This window comes from Vibrio sp. R12-SG2-ISO1, from assembly GCF_059834045.1.
Window position 1 is genome coordinate 60388 of the sequence record NZ_JCBDGO010000019.1, and the last position, 14342, is coordinate 74729.

10 protein-coding genes are annotated in these 14342 nt (G+C 46.5%); 2 read left to right on the plus strand and 8 right to left on the minus strand.

The features are described from left to right. Positions 1-179: 179 nt before the first annotated feature. The 4 genes from AC6R10_RS13505 to AC6R10_RS13520 form a co-directional block, all read right to left on the minus strand. The gene (locus AC6R10_RS13505) at positions 180-1256 is read right to left on the minus strand and encodes a response regulator (RefSeq protein WP_500672548.1); all 1077 of its coding nucleotides are present in this window, start codon (positions 1254-1256) and stop codon (positions 180-182) included. A gap of 29 nt (positions 1257-1285) precedes the next feature. Beyond that, on the minus strand, positions 1286-6082 hold the full coding sequence (locus AC6R10_RS13510; RefSeq protein WP_500672549.1) for a PAS domain S-box protein: 4797 nt from the start codon (positions 6080-6082) through the stop codon (positions 1286-1288). Between the two features lie 23 nt (positions 6083-6105). Next, a complete protein-coding gene (locus AC6R10_RS13515) occupies positions 6106-7305 on the minus strand; it encodes an EAL domain-containing response regulator (protein ID WP_500672550.1) in 1200 nt (399 codons plus the stop codon). Positions 7306-7612: 307 nt separating this feature from the next. Further along, the gene (locus AC6R10_RS13520; RefSeq protein WP_500672551.1) at positions 7613-8827 is read right to left on the minus strand and encodes an Lcl C-terminal domain-containing protein; all 1215 of its coding nucleotides are present in this window, start codon (positions 8825-8827) and stop codon (positions 7613-7615) included. A gap of 204 nt (positions 8828-9031) precedes the next feature. Between AC6R10_RS13520 and AC6R10_RS13525 the strand changes: the two genes are divergently transcribed. Next, positions 9032-10180, plus strand: a complete 1149-nt coding sequence (locus AC6R10_RS13525; RefSeq protein WP_500672552.1) for a helix-turn-helix transcriptional regulator — start codon at positions 9032-9034, stop codon at positions 10178-10180. A gap of 14 nt (positions 10181-10194) precedes the next feature. Here AC6R10_RS13525 and AC6R10_RS13530 read toward each other — a convergent pair whose 3' ends face one another. Together AC6R10_RS13530 and AC6R10_RS13535 are read right to left on the minus strand one after the other, a co-directional pair. After that, positions 10195-10539, minus strand: a complete 345-nt coding sequence (locus tag AC6R10_RS13530; RefSeq protein ID WP_500625513.1) for a YajD family HNH nuclease — start codon at positions 10537-10539, stop codon at positions 10195-10197. A gap of 168 nt (positions 10540-10707) precedes the next feature. After that, entirely contained in the window at positions 10708-11592 is an 885-nt protein-coding gene (locus AC6R10_RS13535) for a LysR family transcriptional regulator (RefSeq protein ID WP_500672553.1), read from the minus strand. A 118-nt stretch (positions 11593-11710) separates the two neighbouring features. Between AC6R10_RS13535 and AC6R10_RS13540 the strand changes: the two genes are divergently transcribed. Continuing rightward, entirely contained in the window at positions 11711-12382 is a 672-nt protein-coding gene (locus tag AC6R10_RS13540; protein ID WP_500630851.1) for a type 1 glutamine amidotransferase domain-containing protein, read from the plus strand. A gap of 228 nt (positions 12383-12610) precedes the next feature. On the opposite strand, the gene AC6R10_RS13545 is transcribed toward AC6R10_RS13540, so the two are convergent. Together AC6R10_RS13545 and AC6R10_RS13550 are read right to left on the minus strand one after the other, a co-directional pair. Next, positions 12611-13540, minus strand: a complete 930-nt coding sequence (locus AC6R10_RS13545; protein WP_500672554.1) for an SDR family NAD(P)-dependent oxidoreductase — start codon at positions 13538-13540, stop codon at positions 12611-12613. Between the two features lie 76 nt (positions 13541-13616). Then, positions 13617-14315, minus strand: a complete 699-nt coding sequence (locus AC6R10_RS13550; RefSeq protein WP_334227808.1) for a fibrobacter succinogenes major paralogous domain-containing protein — start codon at positions 14313-14315, stop codon at positions 13617-13619. Between the last annotated feature and the right edge of the window lie 27 nt (positions 14316-14342).

The following is a 14342-nucleotide window of genomic DNA, read 5'->3' on the forward strand; positions in this document are numbered from 1 at the left end:
TGACACCAGCGTCAAGTGCGCGACTTAACAGTGAGAGGAGAACAACGAGTAAGGTTTACACACATGAGCAGCACAAGCTAAAAATTATGTGCTCGAAATATTGTTAATTAGCCCACTAAACAAAGTGCACAACACTAAACTTGGCTTGTGGCAACAATGTGCTGTGTTGGGCTCAGGCGCTATACCACCGCCAACAGCTTTTTGAGCAAGGTTTCCGCATTAGTCGGTTTGACGATGTAATCCACTGCGCCCAATTTGAGGCACTCGACAAAGCTGTGTTTATCAGTATTGCTGGTCAGCATAATGATGGGCACATGTTTAAGTGGCTCGAGCTTTTTAAACGCTTTTAATGTCTCAACACCATTCATCACAGGCATATCAATGTCGAGTAGTACGGCACTGGGTGGGAAAACTTTGGCTTTCATAATCGCTTCAGCGCCATTCGAGGCCGTTTCCACCCGAAATCCTTTCGGTTGCAAAATCGTGGTGATGATTTTAAGCATCATTTTCTGATCATCAGCGACAATCACCAAAGGCTCTGTTTCTTTGGTTTTCGGCTTGGCACTTCTTACCTGAGCGCCGAGATCACTGAAATAGACCTCATTATGGTTCTTAAAGTCATCTAAGCCCTGCTTCATACGCCCGCTGGTCTCATCGCCTTCTAGGCTTTCATGGCGCTCACCTAACTCATTGAGATCCCGAGCCAAATCATCCAAGAGACCACCTTGAATGCCTTTCTCATCATTGATCGATCCTTCGATACCATCGAGTTGCAGCGACACGTCAAACATATCTCGGCGTGAATCCTCTATCTCTTGCTCCAACTCGGTTACTTTGATCTGCTGCATCAGCGCCTCAGAGGTGAGATCCAACAGCAAACGCACCTTGTTCATGTCATAGACAGGATTGATCGTGTCGTAGAGAAAAAAGCGCTTCGACATGCACTCTTGGTAGGCTTGCTCACGGTACTCTCGATTACAAAACAACACCGACAAATGAGGGTATTTCATGATGTTCGACAGCGCACTGTGTGAATCAAGCAACTGGTACAAATCAATCGCAAACTTAGGGTCTTCAAAGGCGTAGATGAACATGAAGGCAGTGTGCTGACCACGCGCAAACTCAATAAACTCTTTTTGGTCCTCTTTTAAATTGGAAAAGACCAGTTCACTCGCCCGACCACGCAGAACCTCCTCCATTAAGTCACGAATTTCATGTGACTCATAAAACACTACAACGGTAATCGATTTATCCATATCTTTTCTCGGCCCTTAAATCAGTGAAACTAAAGAATGCCCAAGGTGTTCAATTGCTGCTCTATCTGCGTCAGCTCCGTCTTAATCTGCTCGATGTTGTGCGCTGCTAAATCAACGTCTTGATTGTTCAGCTCTATCTGTTTAAACAGTTCACTCACATAAGCCGCGCCACTTGAAGCCGAAGAGCCTTTCGCGGCGTGCGCCAAGCTTTTGATCTTATTATAGTTCAAAGCAGAGATGGCCGACTCAAGATCGGCCACTTCCGTTTGAATACTTTCCCAATACATGGTGAGGATCTCACTGATGATCGCTTTGTCATCGGTCCCAATCACCTCAACTAAGGTCTCTAGTCTCAGACCCTTTTCCATCCCCTCTTCCGTTTCCCCTTCCTGCGTATCAGGAGCGCTGGCTTGCGCGGCACTGATCTGTTTCAGCCAATGCGCCAGTTTGCTCTTCAATAAGCCAATTTCGACCGGTTTGGAGATGTAGTCGCTCATGCCCGCTTTGAGGCAGGTGTCCGCTTCTCCCACTAAGGCGTTAGCGGTGATCGCGATAATGGGGATCGGTGCTTGAGATCGCTGTGCTTCACGCTGCCTGATCTGAGCCGTGAGCTCGTAGCCATCCATATTGGGCATATGGCAATCGGTCAAAATTAAGTCGTAAGCACCGCTTTCCCACATCTCTAGACCTTCGACCCCATCATTGGCGATATCATGGGCGATCCCGAGATTGTCCAACTGACGGCCAATCACCATCTGGTTGGTTTTGTTATCTTCAGCCACCAGCACACGTACCCCTTCGGTGGCAAGTTGGGTGAGCATCGACGCACTCGCGCCATGCGCGCTTTCTAAACTCTCTTCTGGCCATTGAAAATCCGGACTCACCAGACCGCAAAGCACGCCAATGCCATGAATCAACTCACTCGGTTTAAGCGGATGCCCTGCAATCACGAACAGATATGGATTCACATACCCTTTTGATTTGATTGGATCTTCTTCGATCATTAAACGCAGCGCGCCATCGCTGTCAATTTGAGCGTCAAAGAGCGGATCGCAGATCAAAATAGGCTTTTTGTCGCCCTCACGGCGAGTGACGGGTTGCCACTCTTGTGGGCTCGATAGCACCGTCATGTCTGTTACGCCTAACTGCACTAAGCTGTGTTCACAGCCATCTTGGAACGGCGCTTTACTTAAGCCAATCACAATCGGCTGATTCGCCAACATCACGTTGCTAAATTCTGGCGTACGGTCAATCACCTCTGGGATGGGAATCGTGAGCGAGAACGTACTGCCGACCCCTACTTCACTGCGCACCGCCACTTCACCGCCCATTAACTCAACAAAAGATTTGGTGATGCTCAGGCCAAGCCCTGTCCCGCCATATTTACGAGTGGTCGAGGTGTCCGCTTGCTGGAAGGGAGTAAAGAGCGATTGCAATTGGGTTTCACTGATGCCGATGCCGTTGTCACTCACCTCGATGTGCAGCAAAGATTGAGTGTGGTCAAAGCGGCTCACCAACTTCACTAATCCTCGTTTGTCCTCGTAGTGGGAAAACTTGATCGCGTTGCCCGTTAGGTTAAGGATAATTTGTCGGATGCGTAGGGAGTCAATAGCAATGCTTTGTGGGATAGACAAGTCTGGCTCCAACACCAGATCGACGTTTTTGTCCGACGCGTTGACCCAAAGATTCGCAGCGGTTTTTTCCATGATTTCAAGCAGCGAATTAGGCGTCCACTCAATTTCGATTTGGCCTGACTCAATTTTAGAGAAATCGAGTATGTCGTTGATGATATCAAGCAGGGCAAATGAAGAATCACGCACTGTGGTCGCCATGCGTTTTTGGTCGGCGTTGAGTGGGGTTTGTCTCAGCAGTTCAATCATGCCGATCACGCCGTTCATCGGGGTGCGTATTTCATGGCTCATGGTCGCAAGAAATGCCGACTTCGCCTCGTTAGCCCGCTGGGCAGCGAGCGTCTCTTTTTCTAACTCGGTTAGGATGCGTTTCTGCTCGGTAATGTCGATGTTGATACCAAACATCTTGACCGGTTTGTTGTCGTCATCATACACGATAGCCGCCGCCACCTTCGCCCAGCGTACATCGCGCTGTCCTTTGCGACGAAAACGAAATTCCGACTCGATCGCCAAATCAAACTGCATCGCGTCTTGAATCTCTTTCTCTATCGCATCGATGTCCTCTTCCAACACCCGGTCACGCCAGTCAACGTAGGTGAGTGGGAGCCCCTCTTCGACGCCATAAAGATCATAGGTACTCGGATCCCAGCGCAATTCATCCGTCTCAATGTTGTACGCCCAGTTACAAATCCCACCCGCTTCTGACGCGATGTTGATTCCGCGAATCAACTCTTCGCGTTGATCGCGTGCGTCACGCAGCTCCTGTTCAAAGGTCTTGCGTTCCGTGATGTCTTCAATAATGGAGATATAATATTTGGGCTGCCCTTCGTCATCTCTCACCAAAGAGATGTTGAGATTTGCCCAGAAAACGGTTCTATCTTTGCGGATATAGCGCTTATCTAGGGTATAAAAGTCTGAGTTGCCTTCTAGCAAGTCCTTTAAATAGCCTTTGCTTAAAGAGAGATCTTCATGATAGGTAATGTCCACCACATTCAGTTCAAGCAACTCCTGTTCGGAGTACCCTAAACTGGCACAGATGCGCTGGTTGACTTCCAACATTTTTCCATCCAGCGCAACACGAGCAATCCCGACGGCGGCTTGGTCGAAAGCGGTACGATAAATGGTCTCTCGTTCTTTTAGCTGTTTTTGCAGGCTTAATTGCTCATCTTTGATCGCTTGCTGCTCGGTGATATCGCGTATTGCAGCGACAAACAAGCTCTCGTTTTCCAATCTCGCTTCACCCACTGAGATTTCAACAATGATGATGGCCCCGCTTTTGTGTTGCGCCTTGACGGTTCGCAGTTGACCGATAAATTGGCGGATCTCTTGGTCAAAATAGCATTGGCGCGCTTCGTTGTCTTTCAGAGTGGTTTGCGGTAGGAGCACTGCGATAGGTTGACCTATCATTTCGTGCTGCTTGCGACCAAACATCAACTCCAACGAGTGGTTTACGTCAATAATGATCCCTTTGTCATTCATGACTATCGAGCCATCGATGGCGGTATCAAACACGGTTCTTAAACGCTTGGCGGCTTCGCGTGACTCTCTGGTACTCTCTTCGATGCGCCTTTCAAGCTCAAGCCTTGCGATCTCGTCATCTTTCTTAATTTCCGTAATGTCGTTGTGCACCAGAATAAAGTGGGTCACCTTGCCTTCATCATCAAAGACGGGATCAACACTGAGGTTATTAATGAAGGTGGTGAGATTTTTCCGGTAATTGATCATCACGCAGGTACAGCTTTTGCCGTGCTCGATGGCTTCCATTACGCGCTGCTTAGACGAACGTTCTGTTTCCGCGCCCCAGAGCACTTGATAATGTTGATCGATCAGTTCGTCTGCTCGGTAACCAGTGAGAAATTCAATCGCTTGGTTGACGAAGATGATCGGCATCGAGGTTTGTCTGGCATCGGCAATCATGATGCCAGAAGCCATCGCGTTCATCGCCGTGCGTTGCAGCTCGACTAGCTGCTGCTTCTCGCTCACTTCACTGAGCAATCCATCCCGCTCATACAGTTTTTCTTTCAGTTCCAGTAACGCGTTGTTGATCGAGCTGACTTCATCTCGCCCCTGACTCTTTTCAATCTCTGGCTCCAAGTTACCATTGGCGATTTCCAGTATGGCTTGAGTCACCTTTTGCAAAGGGCGCGTCAATATGCGCGAGGAGAGATACCAGAGTGAGATAATCAATATCAACGCGACAAAGAATATCCACTTGCCCAGTTTCATCAGCTCAGCGTATTCGTTGTAGGCGATATTTTTGTCGACCCGGATCAAGGTCGACCAATTCGGAACCGGCACGTCGGTCTCACTACTGAAGTGCGCAAAAGCCGTGAACTGCTCGATGCCTTTGCGTGCATGAGTTGAAATGACTGTCCCCGTCAAACCAGCAATCGCACGTTTTGCTCCTTCGACCCCTTCATTGACCAAATTGAGCTGGCCCAGGACCGAAAAGTCGCGCTCATAGGTGGTGGTTTGTTGAACAAATGGATCGTAATCGACAATCACGTTGCCTTGTTCATCCAGTAGGGTGAGCTCGGCATAAGGTAAGCCTTTTTGCGCCAGCAGTTGGTAGGCTTTCTCAAAACGCTGCTCAACAATAGTAAAATCCAAGATATTGAGCCAATAGCCAATCAGGGTGCCTTGGGTGTCGTAGATTTTCGAGCCGATCAGGAGATCAAACTGCTGCTCATTGGTGTCGATGATGCGCTTGGTTGGGCCGAAGAAAAACACATCCCCGACGACGTGCTCGGCGCTAGAAATCGCTTTAAACCAGTTGGATTCCACCACCTCTGATTTGGAAATATTGTTGCTGAAAATCGTTTTTCCTAAATGGTTGCGGCTATTTTCTGCAATCATTTCTCCATTGAGATCCATGATACCGATGCGCCGATAGACTGAATAGTTCTTGATAAGACGATTAAGCGAGGCCAAAAATTCCGGATCTGTGACATCATATTTAAGCTCGGCTTCATTTTCCAACTCACCCAGCACTAAAGGAAAAATCGACGCGTCGTGATAGCGCTCCATTAAGTTTTGCTCAATCAAATAGGTCAGGAACTTAGCTTCCCGCTCTAAGCCGTTGGAGGTGTATTGCTTGAGCAGCCCATCACTTTTACTCAGCATTAGATAGGTCGCGGACATCATGAAAAGCCCAACGATCATCAGTCCGATCGGTAATTGCTTTGAAAGTTTCATTGTCTGTCCTTAGGCTATTTGAGTTATTGGTCGCCGTACTCTGTCCATAATCCCACTTGGCCACGATTGACTCTCGCCACTGCCTGCTCACTAGCTTCGGGGCGAGCTAAACCAAACCCTTGGCCGATATCGCAGCCCAAACGCTGTATCGCTTGCAGCGTTTTATTGTCCTCAATCCCTTCTGCCACGACTTTGAGGCCAAAGTCTTGGGCGAGGCCAATGCAACGCTGACATACGGCCAGTGATTTTTCATTCTCTAGCACATCAAACACAAAGCTCCTGTCAATTTTGAGCTCGTTAAAGGGTAGAGAGTGAAGCTGGGTGAGGGTTGCATAGCCGGTACCAAAATCATCAATCGAGACGCCAAAATTGAGCATCCGCAAGCGGAGTAACGACACATGCACGCTTTGTGGATCGTTTGAAATCAAGGTTTCGGTCAGTTCGCACACGATGCGATGATTGCTGATGCGAAACTCTGCCGCTTTGTCCGACAACCACTGCGGAAAGTGCTCATCTTCCAGCACTTGGCTAGAGACATTGAGTGATAAGGTGAGATGATCATACGTGCGGCCTAACTGCGAAAAAGCGTGCATGGCGGCGTTGATCACTTGCAAGGTGAGTCGCATCATCAAACAGCTGTTTTCCGCAGTTGAAATAAAGCGGCCGGGCAGAATCAGTGTCTTCTCATCGGGCTCGATTCGCGCCAAGGCCTCAAAGCCGATCAACTGCATGGTGTCTAATGAGTATTGTGGCTGAAAATACGCTTTTACATGTTTGTTATCGAGATGCATTGCCAACGCTTGCGGCGTTAACGGCTCACTCTCGAGCGGTTGATCGTGCACATCACAGCCCGGTTTGCGATGCAGATAGTGACGAATCATCGCAGCCGTGATGGGCTTGGACGATACGCCTAAAATACGCAGATGGTAGCTTTCGGTGAGCGTGCGCGTAGAGCGAATCAACGCATCGTCTTCACCACTGATGATGACGATGTCGCCGCGAAATCGTTCATTACTCAACTTTTGCAGTAAGTAGAGGCCATCCGAATCGGGCATATTAATGTCACAAAAGATAAGATCGATATGCGCCCCTGCCACTACGTCATACGCTTGCGCCCCATTCCCTGCCTCATGAATATCAAAGCGCCCCAACGCATTAAGCGTGGACGCTAACATGGTGCGGATAATGGGCTGATCATCAACAATCAGAATGGATTTGGTCACAAACACTTCGCCTTTGAGAACGCTATCTAAACGAAAGTATAGTCAACAATTACCGTGATGATGCTTTAGTTAATAATCGATCGCACTGATATATCAGCCTTTATTTTAGAAAAGGCTGATATACATTTGTGATAGTGAACAGAGAAAATACTCGCTGAACTTGTGGGAGAGCCAGCGAGGAAATGGCGTGTCTTGTGAGTCTAGGGGCAAAAAGGCTGCAATCATAATGCTGTAAAGTGAGCGCAATCTGTATTAGCTACGCAAGATGATCTCAGCCCATAATTCTTAGTTAGTCATCGACATTAAATTAATTCACGTCTCTCACCAAGCGAACCCAATTATCAATTGAGATGTAATCCGTGGCCATCTCAGAAGCAAGCTCATAGTCGGCAGGTATACCGCTTTTGGGATCACTACGTTGTGCGCCGGCGCCATGCCAATCGTAGTATTGAGTCGCATCAGAATTTTTCTTACTCCATGCTTGCGCAAAAGAAACATAGACCGCCGTGTGTTTAAAGTCACCTTGCGTGGTATTCGTCCAAAAATAGTACGAATCATTGCTTGACTCAAACTGAGTTGGGGTCACATCAAAATAAGTCGTATTGATAGCGGGTAGATCTTTCTTTTCGTAGTCAACCAGAGATTGAAGCTCTTTTGCGTTAGGTAAACGCCAATCACTATACCCTGCCAAAGTGGCGTTTTCGGCGTACTCCAGTGCGTCAACCCAGTTCATCCTTTCGCCACTGTCACTTTTCGCCCACATCAAGCCAGTCGAGCGATCTGTAACGGTACCATCTTGATTATCAACGTAATCCATTTCATAGAGAGTCGTTGTGCCACGAACTGCGCGTACGTAGTTACCTGGTACAAACATATTATCGGAGTCCTGAATTTCTGACCCATCAAAAAACAACCCTGTTTCATAGGATTTGATATGTCCATCGGCAAAATTAAAGCCGAAGCCACCCTGCAGCCCTCCATGAGTGGCGAAATTTTGTACTGCCCCTTTGTTATACACGGTGCTAGACCAAAATGCACCGGCAAAAGGCAAACGCTTATCGTATTCAAAATCGAAATATTCGGTATCAATATAAGGTTGGCTAACTGCACCGCTCTCGGGCTTCATTAATTCACCATCGAAGTTGGCGAGAGAATAAAGTTCTTTTATGGTAGGAAGGCGCCAATCATCATAGCCGCCGAGGGTCATTGATTCCACGACCGCTGCTGAGTCAGCTAGGTTTCTTCTCGTTGTGTCGTGATCTTGTTGCCACATTAACCCGGTATTCAAATCGGTCACCGTACCATCACCATTGTCTTGATATCGCAAGGGCACGCCTTCATAAGACGCATCTTGGCCTAAATACAAACTGTCACTCGAAGCAGCCAATGGTTTTCCGTTAGTATCAAAATGACCCGTTTGCCCTGTATCTGGTAACTTGGGGAAATCGTCTTGGGCGAGAAGCGGGAATGCTGTCGCTGTCATCAATCCTACAAGCACTGCTTTACTAAGAACCTTTAACATCTAAATCACCTAATTAGTATTGAGTTGATAAGCCACAGTATTCCCTCAAGCCCAAACTCGATCGTCCCAAAACATAAGTTTGGACGCTATTTTTAGAACTTTTTATATTTTTCCAATATGATATGCACGAAGAAATAACGGACAGCTTGCCGAAACAAAAACCTTTGTTGTCAACGAGGAAAAGTGAGAGTGATAGAATTCAATATGACATGGAACCTCGGGGTCATTGCACTGACCCTCTCGGCATTTACCGTCCTCAAGATGCTGAGGCAACCTCAATTCCATCGTGGATATGTGATTATTACGATCTGGTTATTTGTCTTACTCGCTCCATTTACTAGCCACATGCTGGATTTGATAAACGATCACGGTCCACACTTAATGGCTCCGTGGCTTAATCCAGCATTAAACTTATTGCATGGTCCAATCATGCTCATCTATACACAACAGCTAATTAGCAAAGAGTATTGGCCATCGTACAAGTACGCATTTCACATGATCCCTTTCCTACTCTTCTACGCACTATTCACGCTCTATCAGCCAGACACCGTTGTTCTACCTGGGTCAAGTTCCAGCTTGTTGGATAAACTGAACGTCATCAGTGCTAAACCGGATGTCATCGAGGGGATGTTGGCGTTTTTTGGTCAATGCAATCTGATCATCTTTATGATCTATTCGGCTTGGACCATTCGCATACTTCGCAAACATAATAGAAATTTATCCACTTATTTCTCCCAGCAAGGGTCGACGATCAGTTTGATTTGGATTTACGTCATTCCCTCACTGTTTGCTTTTTTGGTCTTGCTCAATATCATCAATGAGTCAGGTGATACCTCGTTGCTTGATCCGATGGACGCTCATCTGCTCTCATATCTAACCTTTATTATCGTGTTGTGCGTCTTTGGAGTAGAACAACCTCCGTTACACCAAACTTTGGGTTGGGAGCAACAAGATGAAAGGCAAACCTCGTCTGTTGGTGATGATGTCAACGCCCCAACATACGCCCCAGAAGATCTGCAAAAGCTCAATGTACTAATGGCAACGGAAAAGCTCTACTTAAATCCGAACCTGACGATATATCAGCTTTCTCACTCACTTGGGATGCCGAGGCGAGAAGTATCGTCACTTTTAAACAATGGATTGAATAAGAATTTTTTTCAATTCATCAATGAATGGAGGGTGGATGAAGTAAAGCGTCAGCTACAAGATCCGCATACTCGCCGATTCACCTTATTGGATATCGCGCTTAACTGCGGTTTCAAATCAAAATCATCGTTCAACAGCATTTTCAAACAATGCACAGGTATGACGCCCTCCGCATATAGAAAGAAAAACGATGATTTTGCCTTGTGATGGCGAGCGCCTTGTCATTTTTTCATCATCTTCGCCAGATCGGCAAAAGGATTGTAGGTCGCGCTTTGGTGATCATCTTCACCAGGCTGGATTTCGCTGCCATAGCGATCGTGCTCTAGGTATTTACTGTGCTCATGATCGTGGCAGTAGAGACAAAGCAGCTCCCAATTGCTGCCATCTTCCGGGTTGTTAGTGTGGTCGTGATCTTTGTGGTGTACGGTGAGTTCACGAAGATTGGAGTAGACAAACTCTCGGGCACAACGGCCGCATACCCAAGGATAAAGTTTCAGCGCTTTTTCACGATAGCCCGCTTCTTTGCGCGCATAACCTGCGCTGGTTCCGTAGTAATCTGATGACATGTGTGTGTCTCGGTGGAAAAAGAACGTGTTGATGGTATCACGCGAACACTGATGAGACCGTGATTTAAACTTGATCGTGCTTCTCAAACCCACCAATTATCCACTTTGAATTCAAATTTAGAGATTATCTAATCGATGATTGGATTGCTCACATTTGTAGCGAGTTTCTCACTCTTGCCATTTTGAAAAGCGCTCAAGAAGATAATCGATCGCTAACCTTGCTCTCAATGGCAGGAAGTGACGATTCTGATAAACAATCCAGCTACTATTACCACTTCCCCAATAAGGCTCCAGAATAGGGACCAATCGACCTGATGAAAGGGCATCGTTAAAACTACTTTTGGGTAGATACGCGATGCCTAATCCTTCGCTGCAAGCCTGTAAAACAGTGTGGACATTGTTGCTTTTCCATCTCCCCTGAACTTTGACGCCATCTAAGGGCTTTCCATCCTTTTCAAACAACCAGACATCCTTATTGGCAATGATGCAGCTATGCTGCTTTAGCTGCTCTGGATGAATAGGCAGACCTTGTTCATCAATATAGTGCTGGCTGGCTGCTGCTGCCATGGGTCGATCTACGAGTTTTCTCGCGACCAAACCCGAATCACTCAACCGTCCATAACGGATGGCAAAGTCAAAACCATCTTCAATAAAATTGACCATACGGGTGTTGAAGTTAATTTCTACGGTGAGATTCGGATGCAGTTTCGCGAATTCCATCAGAGCAGGAGCGACATAGTTTTCAGAAAATGCGCCAGCGGCACTAACGCGCAACGTACCACTTAACTGAGTTTGCTGTGTCGTAAGCTGTTCGTTCGCTTGTTGGAGCCCAATCACTAGCTCTTTGCATTGCTGGTAATACGCTCGACCGGCCTCAGTTAAGCTCACCATCCGTGTTGAACGAGCTAACAACGCCACACCCAGTCGTTCCTCTAATTTCGTCACTTGGCGGCTAACGTGACTCGTACTGCAACCTAATTGTTTTGCTGCAGAAGAAAACCCTAAGCTCTCCGCGACCGTAACAAATTCGTTGATACCCTCAAAGCTATCCATAGTTACCTTTGCTATTTAGCAATAATGTTTTGTCAAACCAGTGTATTATCACTCATTTGAATAGCAAATAGTATGAGGGTGTTGAACAAAGAGACGCAAATCATTTGAGGAAAGCAGCATGAAAAAAGTACTAATTATTGTGACAAACCACGCGACACTCGGTGATACCGAGCAAGCGAACGGAACTTACGCGCCAGAGCTTACTCATGCGCTTGACCAACTGCTTGAAGCTGGCTTTGGGTACGATATTGCTTCAATCAAAGGTGGTCAGGCGCCACTGTACGGTACCGATATAGAAGGTGATGTGGTCAACGCGAAAATCTTAGCGAATGATGATTTCCAAAACCGCATCAATAACACGATCCCTGTTTCACAAGTGAACGGAGAACACTATGATGCGATCTTCTACCCTGGAGGCTTTGGCCTTCTTTCAGACCTAGCAAGCAATGAAGAATTCGCAAATATCTCCGCAACACACTATGAAAACGGCGGTATTATTGCGGCAGTATGTCATGGTCCTGGTGCTCTTCTGCCAATCACACTCAGCAACGGCGAGAAGCTCATCGCCTCTAAATCCGTGACAGGGTTTACTCGCGAAGAAGAAGTTGACTTCGGTACAATCAATGACATTCCTTTTCTTCTTGAAGAGTCTCTCGCACGCAGTGCAGCACGCTACTCTAAAGTCCAGCCATGGCAAGAGTTTGTGATTGTCGATGACCGCCTTATCACAGGGCAAAATCCAACTAGCGCGCACGCTGTTGGCAAAGCCATTGTGGATTTATTGGCCTAATTAACCAATCAAACCATCAACAGCTCAATTGAATCGAGCCGCTTCGGGGGCGTTTAGTTTTAATTAGCCACCCGAAGCGTGTAGTGTTCGACGGTAATATGAGTGACTTAGCGGTTGCTCTGCTTTTCTGGGACTTGGGACTCAATAACCCGTCAGTTGAAGCTATTGATTTTTAATCCAATAGCTCAAATTTGTTTGAGTTCTCTGAATAATTTCACACTAAAACTTCTACTTTATAAACTCATGAATAACGGTATTTGCATTATCTTGGACTGACTCTTGACCAATAATTTCCGGCCAATGTATTGCTTGGTTGGCTAATTTTCCCGTTAACCCTTTTTCACTGCCCCACCAAATACCAGTCTCAAAATCCTCTGTATTTAGCATCACGTCCACATAACGTTTAGCACCCACTTCAACAGAATGTGCTTTACCAAAGAACTGCAAAACTCTCATTGTGGCATTGGTTGCCCATTTTTGATACCAAGGGAAAGCATCTGCCCCCGATGTACCCGCTGCCATTCCTGGATCAACAGTGACAAACCTAAAGTTCGGATGTTTGCGTGCCATGCTCATGGTCCATAGGGCACCCATAAGTTTTACCGAACCATAGTGGTCAGTATAGGCCTTGTTTTGGGCAAATTTTTCTCCATTTACAACCGATACCCACTCTTCTATCGAGCCTTCTGCAATCGGCGGTTTCGCGGCGCCAATCTCAGGCGCTCCTCTTGCTGCAAAGCTGGCGACATACACGACCGATCCCCTAGTGTTTAACTTCCCGTTATTCATTAAACGTTCCGCTAAATGGATATTCCCTAATACATTAACTGCGAAGGTAAAAATAACACCATCTTTTGTAAGTTTTGTAGGCTCAGAACCGCCTGCACCACCAGCATTTAATACAATGCCATCGACTTGGGTATCAAGATTTTCAGCTGCTTTTCGACAGGACTCTAAATCACTTACATCTACAATCAATGTTTCGAAAATGTTCTTGCCTGTGAGTTTTTCCAACTGCTGAAGCGCTTGTTCCGCTCGCTCCTCACTTCGGCATGCCAAAATAATTTTTGAAATACCTTTTCTTTGAGCAAACTGTTTAGCAGCCTCAAACCCAAGTCCAGAGTTTGCGCCGGTAATTAAAATTGAAGAATATGTCATATCGAGTACCGAGTAGAAATAGAAGAACTACAATGAAAGAGCTATTGATATAGTGAAGAAAACTTCTGGATCAAATTTAAATTTTTACGCAGCGAACACTGAACATATAATCTTTTGAGCTGGTCGCACGACGAATTTCGCCTTTGTGCGCATTCCACCAAGAGTAAGCCAATGTGCGAATGATACCTTTAGCGTCAGATGCGCTATCGGCAGTCCAAAACTCGGTATAAGCTCCCTCTGTGATGTAAAAGCCATTCCATTTAACACCAGCAGGTCTGGCAAAGAAGTTATGTTTGTTGACTAAAGACTGATCCACCTTTTTAAATGGCCCGTCAGCCTGTGCCTCTTTTAGCTGTAAGCCAAGCTGTTGGTCACCGCCTCGCCAACCTTCTTGGTGAACTTCGTCTTCAGGCATGCCAATGCTTCGCTCAAGCTTTTTCCAGTCCTCATCTGTCGCAACTCTCCAACCCTCAGGACATAAGTTTCTCTCATCAGCGACATCATGCCAGTTGTATAGTCGACCATATTTCAACAAGTTAGCTTCATCATCTTTTGGAATGACGCCAGAGCTAACAGCCGAACCATCTTGGAACTTGGTACTTCTCAGCCCTTCAGCTAACCAGACCTGATCACCGATGGTCACCGTTCGATAGACATTACCTTCCATGTCCTGAACCGTATTTTTCAGTTGGTAAAGATCCTCATTGATGTCCTTAGCAAAGGTTGTAGCAGCAAGTACCATACTGACTCCTATAGATAGAATAATTTTTTTCACGGCAAGTCACCTTTCATTGACGCAGTA